Annotated in this window: 17 protein-coding genes; 15 read left to right on the top strand and 2 right to left on the bottom strand. The window is 49.5% G+C overall.

Features of this window, described 5'->3' with window-relative positions:
- Positions 1 to 47 precede the first annotated feature (47 nt).
- A complete protein-coding gene (locus G614_RS0113930) occupies positions 48 to 773 on the bottom strand; it encodes a tRNA 2-thiocytidine biosynthesis TtcA family protein (RefSeq protein ID WP_027642438.1) in 726 nt (241 codons plus the stop codon).
- Positions 774 to 986: 213 nt separating this feature from the next.
- Here G614_RS0113930 and G614_RS0113925 point away from each other — a divergent pair, with 213 nt between their 5' ends.
- The 12 genes from G614_RS0113925 to G614_RS0113865 all read left to right on the top strand — a co-directional run bounded on the left by G614_RS0113925 (position 987) and on the right by G614_RS0113865 (position 12,443).
- Positions 987 to 1,244 (top strand): HPr family phosphocarrier protein, encoded by a 258-nt coding sequence (locus G614_RS0113925; RefSeq protein WP_027642437.1) that lies wholly within the window; start codon positions 987 to 989, stop codon positions 1,242 to 1,244.
- 147 nt (positions 1,245 to 1,391) lie between these two features.
- Positions 1,392 to 2,486 (top strand): DUF871 domain-containing protein, encoded by a 1,095-nt coding sequence (locus G614_RS0113920; protein WP_027642436.1) that lies wholly within the window; start codon positions 1,392 to 1,394, stop codon positions 2,484 to 2,486.
- A 24-nt stretch (positions 2,487 to 2,510) separates the two neighbouring features.
- Complete coding sequence (locus G614_RS0113915; protein ID WP_027642435.1) at positions 2,511 to 4,430, top strand: BglG family transcription antiterminator; 1,920 nt, start codon at positions 2,511 to 2,513, stop codon at positions 4,428 to 4,430.
- 141 nt (positions 4,431 to 4,571) lie between these two features.
- Positions 4,572 to 4,910: a PTS lactose/cellobiose transporter subunit IIA gene (locus G614_RS0113910; RefSeq protein WP_027642434.1), complete on the top strand. Its 339-nt coding sequence runs from the start codon at positions 4,572 to 4,574 to the stop codon at positions 4,908 to 4,910.
- A gap of 79 nt (positions 4,911 to 4,989) precedes the next feature.
- Positions 4,990 to 5,310, top strand: a complete 321-nt coding sequence (locus tag G614_RS0113905) for a PTS sugar transporter subunit IIB (RefSeq protein ID WP_027642433.1) — start codon at positions 4,990 to 4,992, stop codon at positions 5,308 to 5,310.
- 68 nt (positions 5,311 to 5,378) lie between these two features.
- Positions 5,379 to 6,713, top strand: coding sequence for a PTS cellobiose transporter subunit IIC (celB, locus tag G614_RS0113900; RefSeq protein ID WP_027642432.1), 1,335 nt, complete (start codon positions 5,379 to 5,381; stop codon positions 6,711 to 6,713).
- A gap of 72 nt (positions 6,714 to 6,785) precedes the next feature.
- A complete protein-coding gene (locus tag G614_RS0113895; RefSeq protein WP_027642431.1) occupies positions 6,786 to 7,310 on the top strand; it encodes a GrdB-related putative oxidoreductase in 525 nt (174 codons plus the stop codon).
- 15 nt (positions 7,311 to 7,325) lie between these two features.
- Positions 7,326 to 8,306: a N(4)-(beta-N-acetylglucosaminyl)-L-asparaginase gene (locus G614_RS0113890; RefSeq protein WP_027642430.1), complete on the top strand. Its 981-nt coding sequence runs from the start codon at positions 7,326 to 7,328 to the stop codon at positions 8,304 to 8,306.
- Between the two features lie 4 nt (positions 8,307 to 8,310).
- Positions 8,311 to 9,486 (top strand): Sapep family Mn(2+)-dependent dipeptidase, encoded by a 1,176-nt coding sequence (locus G614_RS0113885; protein ID WP_027642429.1) that lies wholly within the window; start codon positions 8,311 to 8,313, stop codon positions 9,484 to 9,486.
- 50 nt (positions 9,487 to 9,536) lie between these two features.
- Positions 9,537 to 10,283 (top strand): copper homeostasis protein CutC, encoded by a 747-nt coding sequence (locus G614_RS0113880; protein WP_027642428.1) that lies wholly within the window; start codon positions 9,537 to 9,539, stop codon positions 10,281 to 10,283.
- A 4-nt stretch (positions 10,284 to 10,287) separates the two neighbouring features.
- Positions 10,288 to 11,160, top strand: coding sequence for a YitT family protein (locus tag G614_RS0113875; protein ID WP_027642427.1), 873 nt, complete (start codon positions 10,288 to 10,290; stop codon positions 11,158 to 11,160).
- 242 nt (positions 11,161 to 11,402) lie between these two features.
- Positions 11,403 to 12,443, top strand: coding sequence for a hypothetical protein (locus G614_RS0113865; protein WP_242828094.1), 1,041 nt, complete (start codon positions 11,403 to 11,405; stop codon positions 12,441 to 12,443).
- A 283-nt stretch (positions 12,444 to 12,726) separates the two neighbouring features.
- On the opposite strand, the gene G614_RS0113855 is transcribed toward G614_RS0113865, so the two are convergent.
- The gene (locus tag G614_RS0113855) at positions 12,727 to 12,960 is read right to left on the bottom strand and encodes an HPr family phosphocarrier protein (RefSeq protein ID WP_027642424.1); all 234 of its coding nucleotides are present in this window, start codon (positions 12,958 to 12,960) and stop codon (positions 12,727 to 12,729) included.
- A gap of 518 nt (positions 12,961 to 13,478) precedes the next feature.
- On the opposite strand from G614_RS0113855, the gene G614_RS0113850 reads away from it, so the two are divergent.
- The 3 genes from G614_RS0113850 (at position 13,479) to G614_RS0113840 (ending at position 16,020) form a co-directional block, all read left to right on the top strand.
- Positions 13,479 to 13,898, top strand: a complete 420-nt coding sequence (locus G614_RS0113850) for an Hsp20/alpha crystallin family protein (RefSeq protein WP_027642423.1) — start codon at positions 13,479 to 13,481, stop codon at positions 13,896 to 13,898.
- Positions 13,899 to 13,984: 86 nt separating this feature from the next.
- Complete coding sequence (locus G614_RS0113845) at positions 13,985 to 14,446, top strand: Hsp20/alpha crystallin family protein (RefSeq protein ID WP_027642422.1); 462 nt, start codon at positions 13,985 to 13,987, stop codon at positions 14,444 to 14,446.
- 260 nt (positions 14,447 to 14,706) lie between these two features.
- A complete protein-coding gene (locus tag G614_RS0113840) occupies positions 14,707 to 16,020 on the top strand; it encodes a hypothetical protein (protein WP_242828093.1) in 1,314 nt (437 codons plus the stop codon).
- The last annotated feature ends 21 nt before the right edge of the window (positions 16,021 to 16,041 follow it).

Here is a 16,041-nt window from a genome sequence, read left to right as displayed (position 1 = left end):
TGCAAGACGCCCCCGGTATAGTAAATACAAAAGGATAACCTCAGGCATTATTTCAACGCCTGGGGCCATCCTTTTATATTGCCGTCCAATATGGCCCGGAACATGCAGTCTTTTATGTGAGGATTGTCCTCCTGCAGCTTATGTATCAGCTCCTTAATGTACTGCCGCTTTGTGTATCCGTCCATGGGGCATGGATTCTTGCATACAGGAAGCTGGTACTTATTCCGGAACCCTATAACATCTGCCTCTGTGACAAAAATCATGGGGCGGATGACTGTCAGGTCCATGCGGTCCAGATAGGTATAGGGTGAGAAGGAGTGGAACCTTCCCTCATAGAACAGTGACATCATCATAGTCTCAATCACATCATCCCTGTGATGGGCATAGGCAATCTTGTTGCATCCCATCTCCTTTGCTTTTTCATTGAGAGCGCCTTTTCGCATCTTGGCGCAGAGGGAACAGGGGTTGGTTTCCTTGCGGATGTCAAAGAGCACAGCGCCGATTTCCGTGCGGATGATTTCATATGGAATTTCAAATTCCCGGCACATGGCCGCCACCGGCTCCAAATCCATGTTGCCCAGTCCCAAATCCACGGTAATGGCGCACAGTTCATACTTTGCAGGGTAGAACCTCCTCAGATGATGAAGGGCGTGGATGAGTGTCAGGCTGTCCTTTCCTCCTGACACTCCTATGGCGATGCGGTCACCGTCCTGAATCAGCCCGTATGTATCAAGAGCCTGGCGTGTCAGGCTCAGAAGACGTTGTAATTTCATGTGGGTTCCAACTAATCCTTTCTGGTCATTATTTGCCGGTTCAGTGCCTTCGGTATTTCGTCTTTACCGGAATGCTGCACGGCTTTTTCTATTCTACCTGTCCACACACCTGGTTGTCAAGAAAAGTTAACTATGTTAAAATGGGGGAGAATAAATTAGTAACAGTTCACATCGGATGTCTGAACTGTTACATAAATTAAGGATGATGATGAAATGATAAGTTATAAATATGTAGTATCTGACAAGCAGGGGCTTCATGCTACCAATGCCATGAGTCTGAGCAGGGCGGCCGCAGGATATGAGAGCCGGATAACCCTTAAAAGCCAAAAGGGTACAGCGGACTGTAAGAATGTCCTTGCCCTCATGAGTCTGGGCGTGCACCAGGGAGAAAGCCTGGAGCTTACGGTAGAAGGGCCTGACGAGGGCCAGGCCTCCGGTTTCTTACAGGGGCTCATGCGCACCATTTTATAAACACGCTCTTGACAGGCGGCCATGATAAAATCAACCCGTTTCCTAGCTGTTAGGAAAAGGATTTACCGCAAAATCCCCTCTTGACAGGCTATAGTTAATGTCAAAGAACTGCTTTGCAGTCCAAATCTGGAAAGAGGGGTTATTATTATGGCAAGATTAGGTATTTCTATTTATCCGGAGCACTCCACAGAAGAACAGGACATAGCGTATATCAGAAAGGCAGGTAAACTGGGGTATAAGAGGATCTTTACCTGTCTTTTAAGTGTTGGGGAAAAGAGCAGGGAGGTAATCATCGGACAGTTTCGCCGCTTGGCTGATGAGGCCCATGCCTGCGGCATGGAAATCATTCCGGATGTAAGCCCTGCTGTATTTTCAAGGCTGGGAATCTCCTATGAGGACCTGTCCGTGTTCCGGGAAATGCATGTGGACGGCATCCGGCTGGACGAGGGATTTGACGGCATGAAGGAAAGCCTTATGACCTATAATCCACAGGGGCTGAAGGTGGAGCTGAATGCCAGCACCAAGCTGGTGTATGTGGAGAACATCATGGATCACCATCCGGACCGTGAGAAACTGATTACCTGCCATAATTTTTATCCGCAGGCATACACGGGACTGAGCCTGAAGCATTTTAACCGGTGCAATGACAAGATGAAATCACTGGGCCTCAGGGTTGCTGCGTTTGTATCCAGCAATGCGCCCGGAGCTTACGGTCCATGGCCTTTAAACGAAGGACTCTGTACTCTGGAAATGCACCGCGGCCTTCCGCTGGATTTCCAGGTACGCCATATGTTTGCCACGGGCATGATTGATGATGTGCTGATTGCCAATGCCTATGCGACGGACGAGGAGCTCAATGCCTGCGCGGCTGTCAATCCCGGCATCCTTACCTTCGGCATTGAACTGGAAAAGGAGCTGACAGACACAGAGAGACGGATCCTGGACTATGAGCCAAAGCATGTGGCGAGAGGGGATATGAGCGAATACATGATCCGCTCCACCTGGCCCAGGGTGACATTTGCGGACCAGTCCATTCCGGCTGCCAACACCAGGGATTTAAAGCAGGGCGATGTGGCCATTCTCAATGACGGTTACCTGAAATATAAAGGAGAGCTCCACATCGTCACAAAGGATATGCCCAATGACGGCCGCAAGAATGTGATTGGCCATCTGCCGGAGTATGAACATGTGCTGTTAGACTATATCGAGCCCTGGAGGGTGTTCGCGTTCCGTATTGTATAAGACTGTAGGAGAAGGAGTTTAACCATGCAGAATAAAAGACAGGAGCAGCTGCTTGCCATATTATCAGAGCGGGGGGACTGGATGACCAGCCTGCAGCTGGCCGGCCTTCTGCAGGTGTCGGACCGGACCATCCGCTCCGATGTGGGGGCCATCAATAAGCGCATGGACCCGCCGCCCATCGAGTCCAATGTGCGTCAGGGATACAGGCTGTGCGAGGATGCACGGCCTGCCCTGGCGTCCGGGGCAGAGACAAGGGAGGCAGACATTCCCCAGACTCCCGGCGCCCGCTGTGCATACATGATACAAAAATTGCTTTTTGAGGTAAAGGAGCTGAACCTTACCATGCTCCAGAGTCAGATCTATGTCAGCGGTTATTCCATTGACAATGATTTAAAGCGCATACGCAAGATGCTGGAGCCTTACGGCGGCCTTAAGCTGGTGCGGAACAAGGAATGCATATCCTTAAAGGGAGACGAGGCCAGCAAGCGCCGTTTCTACCGGGATTTACTGGTGGCTGAGGTGCAGGAGAACTTCCTTAACCTGAACACCCTGGCCCATCTCTACAGAAGCTTTAACCTGATTGAGGTCAAGGATATCTTTGTGAATGTGCTGGAAGAATATGATTATTCCATCCATGAGTCCATGTTTCCCATGCTGATTCTTCATGCGGGGACCAGCATTGAACGGATGAACTGCGCTAATTACATCAATATGGAGGAGGGGATGCAGGGGCTGGAGGAAACCATCGAATACCAGATATCCCAGACCTTCTTTGACCGCATTTCCAAGCGGCTGCACATAACGGTCCACGACGGCGAGGTGGGCATGTTTGCCCTGGTAATCATGGGCAGACGGGCTTCCAATTACACCAGCGATTTTGTCAATTATAATGGGAAGTGGATGAATACCAAGAAGCTGGTGGCTGAGGCCCTGGAACAGGTCTATGCCCTGTTCGGCCTGGATTTCAGGCAGGACGACGACCTGATGGCAGGTCTTAAGATGCATTTTCACGGACTCATCGAACGTGTTAAGAACCAGGTGCGGATGGAGGATGTGTTCGTGGAGGAAATCAAGCGCAAATATCCCCTTGTATTTGAAATGGGAATCTATGTGCTGGAGTTTCTGGAGCAGCGGCTGGGACGGCCCATATCAGATGTGGAAAGCTGTTATATTGCCCTTCACCTGGGAGCTGCCAGTGAACGCATGAATTCCGTGAGAAAATACAGGGCTGTGATGATTCTGCCCCACAACCAGTCCTTCTCCGACATGTGTGTGAAGAAGATATCCGACATGTTCCGTGAGCGGATGGAGGTGTTAAAGGTATTCGGCTATTTCGAGGAGGACGAAGTGTCGGCCCTGGATCCGGATTTGCTCCTCAGCACCTTTCCCCTGGAGCACAGATTGGATGTGGAGACAGTCTCCATCAACCTGTTTGTGGACTCGGAAACGGAGTCAAAAATCCTCCAGGCCATCAACCGCCTGGACAAAAAGGGCTTCCGGCTGGAATTCACATCCCATATAGGGAACCTGATACGAAAGGAGCATTATCACTCCCAGGTAGACATGGACCAGCCCGAGGAAATCATCCGTATGCTGTGCGCGGGCCTGGAAAAGGAGGGCATCGTGGAGCCGGAATTCACGGAAGTGGTCTTAAAGAGGGAGCAGATGTCGCCCACTTCCTTTGTGAACATCTTTGCCATTCCCCATGCCTTTGGCGCCTTTGCAAGAAATTCCACCATTGCCGTGGCGCAGCTTAAGAATCCGGTGAAATGGGGCGCCTTTGAGGTGCGTCTGGTCATGCTTTTCGCCATCAACGAGGGGGATGCCAGAATGATTAAAATTTTCTTTGACTGGGTATCCAATGTGGTAAACCAGCCTGAGGAGCTGGCAAAATTAGTGGCTCCATGCAGCTATGAGGAATTTATTGACAGAATTATGGGTTGAATTTCCTAACAGCTAGGAAATGCCTTTAAGGAAAAAAAGTGAATAACTGTCTTATAATTAAGGCAACTTAATAAGAAATGCAGCAAACAGAATGGTTTTGTTGCATTTTCTCGTTTCAAAAGCAGTAAGGAGGCAGTAAAAATGATAGAGGGATTAGAAATGATTTGCTTCAAAATTATCTCCAATGTAGGAGGAGCGCGTTCCAGCTACATCGAAGCAATCCAGAAAGCAAAGCAGGGCGACTTTGAGGGCGCCAGGGAATGTATAAGGACTGGACAGGAGATGTTCTTAGTTGGACATGAGGCCCACTTTGAACTGATTCAGAAGGAAGCCCAGGGAGAGCAGGTAGGCGGTTCCATGATTCTGGTTCATGCAGAAGACCAGCTCATGAGCGCGGAAGGCTTTAAAATTATCGCAGAAGAGATGATTGCCAGCTACGAAAGAATCGCTGAACTGGAGAAAAAGCTGGAAAATCGGTAAGGACAGATACGGTGTTTTACCCGTCGGTATAAAACAGGAACAATAAAAGGAAGCTATATATATCAAGGAGGATTTAATCATGAAACGAGTATATTTATTTTGCAGCGCGGGAATGTCCACCAGTATGCTGGCAAGCAAGATGCAGGGCGTAGCCAATTCCCATGACCTTCCCATCGAAGTGGAGGCCTTCCCGGACGGAAAGATTGGTCAGATTATTGATGAGAAGCACCCGGATGTGATTCTCTTAGGACCCCAGGTCAAATACCGCTACGGCGAAATCGTGGAAAAGTACGGCGGCAAAGGCATCCCGATTCAGGTCATCGATCAGACGGATTACGGTATGATGAACGGTGAGAAGGTGCTGAAATCAGCCATCAAGCTCATGAAATCAGCAAAATAACAGTCCGGCGCAGCATCGCAGCCGGCCTGGGTTAAAACAATCATAGTTGAAATGGGGGAACATGAATCATGCTAAATAAGTTAGAGTCCGTACTCATGCCATTGGCAGAGAAAATCGGAAAGAATAAATATCTCATTGCCATCCGTGACGGCTTCCTGCTGTCCATGCCGCTATTAATCGTAGGGTCCTTTTTCCTGCTGATTGCCAACTTCCCAATACCGGGATGGACGGATTTCTGGGCCCGGTTTTTCGGGGACAACTGGGCATCCTATTTTTCAAAGCCCACTGACGCCACCTTCTCCATCATGGCAGTGCTGGCCGTTGTAGGCATTGGCTATTCCTTCGCAGAACAGATGAACGCAGATAAGCTTTTCGGAGCCGCCATTGCCCTGGTAAGCTGGTTCCTCATCATGCCCTACGAGATTCTTGTGGACGGCGGTTCCAGCGTCACCGGAATTCCGTTAAACTGGGTGGGATCCAAAGGTATCTTCGTGGGAATCATCGTAGCCTTCCTGTCAGTCCATATCTATGCGTGGGTAAACAAAAAGGGCTGGGTCATCAAGATGCCTGACGGCGTTCCTCCTACGGTATCAAAGTCGTTTTCGGCCCTGATTCCTGCTGGTGTTTCCATACTGGTATTCTTTATCATGAATATCGTATTTGCAATGACTCCTTATAAAAATGCATTTAACTTTATCTTTACTATTTTGCAGACACCGCTTTTAAAGCTGGGCAATACGCTTCCGGCCATGGTAATCGCATATATATTCCTTCACTTCTTCTGGTTCTTTGGAGTGAACGGCGGTTCCGTGGTAGGCGCTGTGTTCAATCCCATCCTTCAGACCCTGTCTGCCGACAACCTGGCTGCATTCCAGGCTGGCCAGGCACTGCCCAATATCATTTCCCAGCAGTTCCAGGATTTGTTCGCAACCTTCGGCGGATGCGGTTCCACACTGTCACTGCTCATCGCAATGCTTTTATTCTGCCATTCCAAGCGTATCAAGGAATTAGGCAAACTGGCGTTAATCCCCGGCGTGTTCGGCATCAACGAGCCCATCGTGTTCGGCCTTCCCATTGTGCTGAACCCAATGATTCTCATTCCTTTTATGCTGGTGCCGACCATAAACATCGTGATTTCTTATTTCTGTATGAGCATTGGTCTGGTTCCCCTCTGTACGGGCGTTGCCATTCCATGGACCATGCCTGTGGTGCTGTCCGGATTCCTGGCAACAGGATGGCAGGGAGCCGTACTGCAGCTGCTGCTTCTCATACTGGGAGTATTTATCTACATGCCGTTCATTAAGATGATGGATAAGCAGTACCTGGAAGATGAGGCCAAGGCTTCTGAGAAATCAGATGACGATGACATTGACTTTGATGACCTTTCCTTTGACGACCTGTAGGACGGCTGCCATTGACGGCCCGGCTTTCCTTTGACAATCCCAATGGGGATACAATAATATGAGGTGAAGATAATGAAAATTATTATGATATACGACCAGATTCAGTCCGGTCTTGGAACAAAAGATGACACAATGGTTCCCCTTACAGGCAAAAAGGAGCCCATCGGTCCCGCAGTCATGATGGAGCCCTTCTTAAAGAAGGTGGACGGCCATGTGACAGCCTGCCTGTGCTGCGGCAACGGAACCTTCTTAGCTGACCCGGAGGAGGTAAGCCGCAAGCTCTGCGCCATGGTAAATAAGCTGCAGCCGGATGTGGTCATGTGCGGTCCTGCCTTTAACTTCGCTGACTATGCGGCCATGTGCGCAAAGGTGGCATGCGACATCAACGCCACCACAAAGGCAAAGGCATTTGCAGCCATGTCCGTAGAGAACAAGGATACCATCGCCGCCTACAAGGATAAGGTGGCCATTGTGGAAACACCGAAAAAGGGCGGCATGGGACTGAACGACGCGCTTAAGAACATGTGTGAACTGGCAAAGGCACTGGCTGACGGCAGCGATACAGCGGAACTGGAACATAAATTCTGTTTCAAATAGAGGAGGATATGCAGGATGTGGGGTATGATTGCAACCTGGCGCATGGCAGTGGAGGGAATCACTAAGGGCGCCGAAATGTTAAAGGACGGCGGGGACGCAGGAGACGCCATCGAGTCTGCCATCCGGGAAGTGGAGGATTTTCCTTACTATAAATCCGTTGGCTACGGCGGACTTCCCAACGAGGAGATGGAAGTGGAAATGGACGCTGCCTTTATGGACGGCAATACCCTGGATATCGGCGCTGTTGCGGCCATCAGGGACTTTGCCAATCCTGTGTCCATTGCCAGGCGCTTGAGCCATGAAAAGGTCAACAGCCTGCTGGTGGCGGAGGGCGCTGAAAAATTCGCCCACAAGGAAGGATTTGAGCGCAAGAATATGCTGACAGACCGGGCAAAGGCCCATTACAGAAAACGCTTAAAGGAGATGTCCGCCCAGGCAGCCGTCCAGACCGCCTCCCAAAAGCTTAAGCCATACTCCGGCCACGATACCGTGGGCATGGCCTGCCTGGACATAACCGGCAAAATGACAGCCGCTACCTCCACCAGCGGCCTCTTTATGAAGAAGAAGGGCAGAGTAGGGGACTCGCCCATATCCGGCTCCGGATTCTATGCTGACAGCAAAAAGGGCGCTGCCAGTGCCACCGGCCTGGGTGAGGACCTGATGAAGGGCTGCATTTCCTATGAAATCGTTCGCCTCATGGGAGAGGGTATGCATCCCCAGGAGGCCTGTGAGACCGCCGTGTCCCGCCTGGACGCGGAGCTTAGGGAGCGCAGGGGCGAGGCAGGTGATTTATCCCTTATAGCCATGAACCCAAAGGGCGAGTGGGGCGTGGCCACCAACATAGAGGGATTTTCCTTTGCCGTTGTCACAGAGGCCCTGGAGCCAACCGTGTATCTGGTGACCCGCCAGGAGGACGGCCGCTGTACCTACGAAAAGGCATCGGATGAGTGGATGGAAAACTATATGAAGACGCGCATGGCGCCCATTGAGGAATAGGAATATGGATGAGCAGAATCAGATAGACAGAAAGCTTCTGGACTATATCGACGAAAACCGGGACCGGCTGATTGAACATGTTCGTCAGATGGTGCGCATTGACAGCGTGGAAAGGGAGGCCCGGGATGGGGCTCCCTTTGGCCCCGGTGTAAAGGAAGCCCTGGACCTGGCCCTCTCCATCAGCAGGGAGATGGGCTTTGAAACCGTTAATCTGGACGGATACATCGGATATGCATTCTATGGCAGGGGAGAAGACTATGTCTGCGCCATGGGGCATGTGGACGTGGTGCCGGTGGGCGAGGGCTGGAGGGAGCCGCCTTTCAGCGGCTATATGGAAAACGGAGTCATATACAGCAGGGGAGTATTGGACAATAAAGGGCCTGTCATGGCCTGCCTGTACGGGCTGGCCGCTGTCAAGGCGCTGGGGCTTACCCTCAGGCATCCGGTGCGCATCATCTTCGGATGTGACGAGGAAACGGGATTTGAGGACCTCAGGTACTATCTGTCAAAAGAAAAACCTCCTGTTTACGGATTTACGCCGGACTGCAAATATCCTGTGGTATACAGTGAGCGAGGAAGGGCAGTGGTGCGCATCATTGGCACAAGGGAATGCCTGGGTACATTTTTCGACTTTGTAAACAAATATTTTATCGGCGCCGGAAACACAGGCGACCGATTGGGTATTGACTACTACCATGAAGAATATGGTATGATGGAAATGCGCGGTTACAGACTGGGTTTAGAGCCCGGCGGGAACGCCGGACATGGGAACGCCGGCCACGGAAACACGGAAAACATGGTATCCTTTGACGCCACCTTAAGCTACCCGGGCGGTATCACCATCCGGGAAATCATGAAGCCCATAACGGAAAAGGCAGAGTGCTGCGGCCTGAAGGCAAAGCTGGTACAGAACTATGATCCGGTGGTTTTTGCCAAGGATACGCCCATGGTAAAAGCCATGCAGGACAGCTATGAGCGGGTCACGGGCATGGACGGCACTCCCGTGACCACCACCGGCGGCACCTATGCCAAGGCCATGCCCGGAATTGTCCCATTCGGTCCCAGTTTTCCGGGCCAAAAGGGAATCAGCCACAATCCAAATGAGTGGATGACCGTGGACGACCTGGTAACCAACGCAAAAATATATGCACTGGCCCTGTACCGTCTTGCACAGCTTTAGGCCTTTGGCCGGTACTGTGCTGATGGACAGGAAGAAGGAGAGGTTTTTATATGTTGGAGATATGCTGCGGCAGCTACTACGATGCCCTGCAGGCTGCGTCCGGTGGAGCCGGACGGATTGAACTGAACTGCGCCCTGCACATGGGCGGGCTCACGCCCTCCCTGGCATCCCTGGAACTTGTGAAGGAACACTGCAATGTGAAGGTAATTGCCATGGTCCGGCCCAGAGGCGGCGGATTCTGTTACAGTGAAGAAGATTTTGATGTAATGCTCAGGGAATGCGAACATCTGGTCCGCCACGGAGCGGACGGCATTGCCTTCGGCTGTCTTAGGGAGGACGCCTCCATTGACAGGGAAAGGAATGCCCGAATGATTTCCATTATCCACAGCCATGGAAAGGAAGCAGTATTCCACCGGGCCTTTGACTGCACCTCCAACCCCTATGAATCCATAGAGACCCTGATTGAGCTGGGGGCTGACCGTCTTTTGACCAGCGGTTTAAAACCAAAGGCAGTGGAAGGAAAGGCTCTGTTGGGAGCCCTTCAGTCAGCTTATGGAAACAGCATCGAAATCCTGGCCGGAAGCGGCATCAATGCCTCCAATGCCAGAAAGCTCATGGAAGAAACCGGAATAAAGCAGGTACACAGCTCCTGCAAGGACTGGATGACGGACCCCACCACCACTTCCAATGGAGTGACCTACGGCTTTGCAGAACCTCCCCATGCAAACTGCTATGACGTGGTGTCAGAGACACTGGTCCGCCAGCTCTTAGACAGCCTTGGGGAGTTGGGGAGATAGGACCATGATAGCAAAATACAAAAAGAACATACTGGTGAGAAGGCTCATAACCATCCTGGCTGTAGTAGCGTCCGCCCTGCTGCAGACCTATGTGATTCAGGCATTTATACGGCCGGCCAACCTTCTGTCCAGCGGATTTACCGGTGTGGCTATCCTCATTGACAGGATTGCCTCCCTCTACGGGCACAATATTTCCACCTCCCTGGGAATGCTGGTCCTCAATATACCGGTGGCCATCCTCTGCAGCAGGAGCATCAGCATGCGTTTTACCTTTTATTCCATGCTTCAGGTGTTCCTGGCCAGCTTCTTTCTCAAAATATGCAGCTTTGAACCCCTGTTCAACGATGTGCTTCTGGATGTGGTTTTCGGCGGTTTCCTGTACGGACTGTCCATTGCCATTGCCTTAAGGGGAAATGCCTCCACAGGCGGCACGGACTTCATTGCCCTGTATGTTTCCAATAAGACAGGGCGGTCTATATGGGAATATGTGTTTGCAGGCAACTGCGTGATTCTCTGCATCTTCGGATACATGTTCGGATGGCTGTATGCAGGATATTCCATCCTGTTCCAGTTCGTATCCACCAAAGCCATCTCTGCCTTCCATCACAGGTATGAACGGGTTACACTGCAGATTACCACCACCAAGGCGCCGGAAATCATAAATCAGTACATAAAACAATACAGACACGGCATATCCTGTGTGGATGCAGTGGGCGGTTACAGTCATAAGAAGATGTATCTGCTTCACACCGTGGTGTCCTCCTATGAGGTGAACGATATTGTGCATCTCATGCGGGAACAGGATCCCCATGTCATTGTCAATATGATTAAAACGGAAAACTTTTACGGCGGATTTTATCAGGCGCCCATTGAATAGTGTTGCCGCGCGGCAGGGTGATTTGGCCGTAAAAGATTTGATTAACATAAAAATTTTATGTCAACTTTTCTTTTTTATCCGCGCTGCCGGCCGGATGACCGAAGGTTCTCACTGCCAAATATACTTCGGAAAAATTAAGATATATGAAAGGGATGTTAAGTTGATACTTGCATCCTTTTTGTTTACAATAAAACCAGACACGACAACTGAAAAAGACGGATTACATGAGGGAGGATTTTAAATTGAGGAATTCAGGAAAAGTACTTTGCATCGCAAGTCTGCTGGGGCTGATGCTTTTGTCTGGCTGTGGCCAGAAGTCAGAGCCTGCTGCAGAAACCGGGGCAGACCAGGAGATTTATATTTATTCCGACACCCAGGCCGGCACTTCTGCCGGTCATGAAACTGCCCCGGCTGCAAATGGCATCAGAGCCATCATCCAGGACCAGTCCTTTGACGTGGAACTGGATGGCTGGGGTAAGGTACGGTTTGTGTCCTGTGAACCGGAGGATTCCCTTGACACACCCCATTTTTACCTTATGAAGGATAATCAGGTCCTCTATACCTTTCCCTGGGAAGACCGTACCGGAACTCCCGGCATCTTTGACAGCGTCCGTTTTGTATCCTTTCCGGATATAGACAAGGACGGAAAAAAGGATGTCATCGTTGGCGTGGGAAAAATGTTTCAGAATGCGGACAGCCCTATCCCATACAGCGTCATATCCATTTATCTGAACAGGGGCGATGGTTTCGATACAGCTGATTCATTGACCGGCCAGGTAAACGAGGCTGTAATGTACGGGGAAGCAGAGTATAAGGAGGTGTCTGCCCTGATAGAGAAGTTCATGGATGAGTCCTCAGGCAGCACAAAAGCAACCGGACAACCGGCAGAAGAGAGCAGCAGTGAGACCAATGTGGTTTCCGGAGAAATCATCCGGCAGGCTGCAGGATCCTGGACCCTAAACGGGCCGAAAACAGAGGCCGAACTCAAACAATATGGTTCCCTGCAGGAGATGTTCGGAACCGGATTGCATATGGGCAATGGCCTGGAAATCAGCGATACCGGAGAGATCAGTTATTATATCGGAATCGGCATCGGCGGAAAGGGACAGTGCACGGAGCCGGGCGGCTCCACAGAATCAGGCGGTTCCATTACCGCCTCCATTACTCCCTATGAAGACCATGGAGACAGCCAAAACAGCCTGACTCTTCACCTGATATCTGAGGATGACAAAGAGTATCTGACCATGGAGTATGACGGCGAGATACTGTACTGGAGCAGATAGCCGCGGGCTGAAAAGATAAAACCTAATATCCAAACACTGTTTTACAAAGAATTTACAAAATACGCCTCTCAGAATTTACAGAGATTTTATATAATGAAATCACAAAATGAAATTCGGGAGGTGTGCGGTATGAAATCATTTAAAACCATAAAGGAATATTGGCGTCTGGCAATTCTCGGACTGGCCTATACAGCCGTGTTCGCCGCCGCCATCACAATCATAATCAGATAGTCAAAAGCAGCCGGCAAAATATAGCCGGCTGCTTTTCCGAATCCTGTTCTGTTTATACCGCAAATTTCGCAAGTCTGTTTTTTATATCCCTGGAGCCATCCTCATCAATGTGAAGAATCAGCTCCACTGTGCGGGATACCGCCAGGTAAAGAACTCCCAGAACGGACTTGGCGTCTACCATACGGCTGCCATACTTAATATCTGCATCACAGTCATAATGGCTCAGTGTATTCACAAAATCTACCACCTGTTCCGGCTGTTCAAACTTAACTAACATACTTGTCATAATCTTACACTCCTTTGCATATCACCGGCTTCTGTTTTCCGCCGGATTTGTCATATGGTGTTATTATAAGTATAGGAGCCCTGCATGGATTTTTCCATGGTAAGATCTTTGGATTTCCTGTAATATTTCACGTTTTTTGCCTGATTTAAGGAAGATCAGGAAATAAAACGTTAAATCCGCATCTTTGGATGACATTATAGTAGCACCATAAGGTTTAAAGATTCCATATCCAAATCATGGGGAAAATATAAAGATTCCATGAGGAATGTTTTAAATCATTCACAGAATCTGCCAAGCCCAAAATGTGAAAACGTACGGGAAAATATGAAAATGTGAAAAAAGTGTGAAATTAGCACTCACCTCTTGACTTTGCTAATAATGCGTGTTATATTACGTGTAGAACAAAGGAGGAGGTAAGAAAAAGATGAAATGAGATGTATTTCATAAGTTCCTTCCCATCCAGTTCCAGTACAATATATAACAACCACATAGATTATTAAATAAAGGAGAGATGACATATGTTGATGCCTAGTATTTTTGGAGAAAACTTATTGGATGACTTTTTTGATTACTCATTCGGCAGCCACAAGACATTCGATATGCTGAATACCGATATCAAGGATACTGAAAATGGCTATGAGATAACCATGAACATGCCCGGTGTCAAAAAAGAAGATGTAAAGGCAGAGCTCAAGGACGGCTATCTGACCATACAGGCCACAACAGATTCCAGCAAGGATGAGAAGGATTCCAACGGAACCTACATCCGCAGGGAGCGTTATGTCGGTTCCTGCAGCAGAAGCTTCTATGTAGGTGACGCAGTGACCCAGGAGGACATCAAGGCCAAATTCGAGGACGGCACCCTGAAGATGCTGGTTCCCAAGAAAGAAGCAAAACCGGCCGTGGAAGAGAAAAAGTATATTGCAATCGAAGGTTAAACTGATATGTGACAGACAGACCTAAACATACATTGCTCCCGGAACTGTCTCCGGGAGCCGCACAGATAACAAAGGAGGAATGATGTATGTTAATGCCCAGTATTTTTGGTGAAAATATGTTTGATGAATTTTTCAGGGATCCATTTTTTGACGACAGGGATATGATGAAGCTGGAGAAGAAATTATATGGACGCAGAGGCAAAAACCTGATGAAAACCGACATCCGTGAAACAGATACAGGATATGAGCTGGAAATGGATTTGCCGGGATTTAAGAAGGACGAAATCAAGGTATCCCTCAAGGACGGATATTTGACCATCTGCGCTGCCAAAGGATTGGATAAGGATGAGCAGGAGAAGAACAGCGGCAGATATATCCGCCAGGAGCGTTATGCCGGTGCCTGCGAGAGAAGCTTCTATGTGGGCGGGGATGTGACTGAAGAGGATATAAAGGGTGAATTCAAGCACGGCATCCTGAGACTGTCCATTTCCAAGAAGGAAGCAAAGTCCCTGGCAGAGGAGAAGAAATATATCTCCATTGAAGGATAACCATGACACAACAAAACCGAACCCCGCAGTGCCGGTGATTGTAGTATTACATCATTGGGGCTGTGGGGTTCCCTTTTTTCTGTCCGGTATTTTATTCATCCCCCTGATTATGTGCATGTTTTCGGGCAGAAAGTCCGGCAGCAAAAGTAGAATCGTCGATATTAGGAATTTTGCAAGGGAAAATTAAGAGTTCTCTTCCTGCACTTATAGTATACTTTTAGTATAAAATGGAACAGCGCAGGGAAAGGATGGAACGTGGGATGATGAGAAAACTCTGGGGGATGCGTCATGGGATGATATGGCCTTGGACGATAGTGACTATACTTGCAGTGACTGCACTGCTCTGCGGATGCAGCAGCGCAGTATCTCCCACAGCGGCCAGCAGCGTGGTGCGTGAGCCCACTCTGCCGGAGAGCACGGAATACCCGTCAGAGATGCAGCCGCCGGAAACAGTGTCAGAACCCCGGTACGAAACCGGAACCAGAATGGATGATAACACAGAAGCTCAGACCAGGGCAATTTCCGCCTTATCACATAAACTGCCTGAAATCACAGTAAAACCGGAACAGCTGATGGACGCAGGAGCTCTCTATCCCATGGAGTACGGGACTGATACGGATGTTATATTCTTTGCGGATATAAACCATGATGGAGAACCGGAACGCATCACTGCCGGACTGCTTGATCTCCAAGCATCGGGAGGACAAGATTCCTCCCTTAAGGTACTGGCAGGAGAATCCGCTGATTCCCCGGTCATCTGGAAGCACGACTACAGTCTGGCTCATGCAGGCTGGTCCATGCTGTACCTCTACAGGGAATACGGGGCAGATTATCTTCTGGAATACTCCCCCTATATGAACCAGGGATATGGCGCATACAGTCTCCGGGTCTTTTATATAGGTCCGGATAACAAGACAGTGGAGGTACATTCCCACACGGCAGACTTTGCACTTCAGCAGGAGGACAGGACAGGCTTTTTCGGAGACGCAGACGCCCTTGCAGCATTCATGGATACGGCAGAGAACTACATAAAGAACAGTCTTTTGCTGGTAAGTACTGACCAGGGCGAACTGGCGTACAGCACACCGGAACGTCCGGTTACCCTGGACCATGATAATTCCTTCTTTACTGATTCATGGAATGCAACAGGAAAATGGGACGGGCAGGAAACCATTAGGTATATGTCACAAAAAAACTGGATGGAGACAGAGGGCATTTCCCGGCTTTGCATTTCCCGCCTATCCGGGGATACGGTGAATGTACAATTAAAAAACCGAAATCACTTTTATACCACGTCCGATTGGATGATGGACCAGTTATTTACAGATATGTCCGGCAGGAACTGGACCTTTCTTCCAGACCAGGAACCGCCGCCAGGCCCTCCTGACGCAGTACTGTCTGTTTACAGGAGGGAAGGCGGGGATGTGTTTGTATCATGCTATCAAAAGGAAGAGACAGCAGTCATCTGGACAGCTCCTTTTGTCTATAATATTGCCAACGATATGAGAAGTATTAATGAATGCTATCATATGTCCGCCAATGCAATGGAACACCTTCTATCATGGACTCCATGATGCTGTCTGTAATTTCAGTTC

Origin of the sequence: [Clostridium] clostridioforme AGR2157, assembly GCF_000424325.1 — a bacterium.
Lineage (GTDB): Bacteria > Bacillota > Clostridia > Lachnospirales > Lachnospiraceae > Enterocloster > Enterocloster clostridioformis_A.
The sequence above is the reverse complement of the archived record's forward strand: the minus strand, read 5'-3'. Positions and strand labels throughout refer to the sequence as shown.

Excerpts from the sequence above, each read along its gene's own strand:
- G614_RS0113925 (WP_027642437.1), top strand. The coding sequence starts at position 987 with ATGATAAGTTATAAATATGTAGTATCTGACAAGCAGGGGCTTCATGCT.
- G614_RS0113855 (WP_027642424.1), bottom strand. The coding sequence starts at position 12,960 with ATGACAAGTATGTTAGTTAAGTTTGAACAGCCGGAACAGGTGGTAGAT.
- G614_RS0113920 (WP_027642436.1), top strand. The coding sequence starts at position 1,392 with ATGGCAAGATTAGGTATTTCTATTTATCCGGAGCACTCCACAGAAGAA.
- G614_RS0113880 (WP_027642428.1), top strand. The coding sequence starts at position 9,537 with ATGTTGGAGATATGCTGCGGCAGCTACTACGATGCCCTGCAGGCTGCG.
- G614_RS0113910 (WP_027642434.1), top strand. The coding sequence starts at position 4,572 with ATGATAGAGGGATTAGAAATGATTTGCTTCAAAATTATCTCCAATGTA.
- celB (WP_027642432.1), top strand. The coding sequence starts at position 5,379 with ATGCTAAATAAGTTAGAGTCCGTACTCATGCCATTGGCAGAGAAAATC.
- G614_RS0113875 (WP_027642427.1), top strand. The coding sequence starts at position 10,288 with ATGATAGCAAAATACAAAAAGAACATACTGGTGAGAAGGCTCATAACC.
- G614_RS0113890 (WP_027642430.1), top strand. The coding sequence starts at position 7,326 with ATGTGGGGTATGATTGCAACCTGGCGCATGGCAGTGGAGGGAATCACT.
- G614_RS0113895 (WP_027642431.1), top strand. The coding sequence starts at position 6,786 with ATGAAAATTATTATGATATACGACCAGATTCAGTCCGGTCTTGGAACA.
- G614_RS0113885 (WP_027642429.1), top strand. The coding sequence starts at position 8,311 with ATGGATGAGCAGAATCAGATAGACAGAAAGCTTCTGGACTATATCGAC.
- G614_RS0113930 (WP_027642438.1), bottom strand. The coding sequence starts at position 773 with ATGAAATTACAACGTCTTCTGAGCCTGACACGCCAGGCTCTTGATACA.
- G614_RS0113845 (WP_027642422.1), top strand. The coding sequence starts at position 13,985 with ATGTTAATGCCCAGTATTTTTGGTGAAAATATGTTTGATGAATTTTTC.
- G614_RS0113850 (WP_027642423.1), top strand. The coding sequence starts at position 13,479 with ATGTTGATGCCTAGTATTTTTGGAGAAAACTTATTGGATGACTTTTTT.
- G614_RS0113840 (WP_242828093.1), top strand. The coding sequence starts at position 14,707 with ATGATGAGAAAACTCTGGGGGATGCGTCATGGGATGATATGGCCTTGG.
- G614_RS0113915 (WP_027642435.1), top strand. The coding sequence starts at position 2,511 with ATGCAGAATAAAAGACAGGAGCAGCTGCTTGCCATATTATCAGAGCGG.
- G614_RS0113905 (WP_027642433.1), top strand. The coding sequence starts at position 4,990 with ATGAAACGAGTATATTTATTTTGCAGCGCGGGAATGTCCACCAGTATG.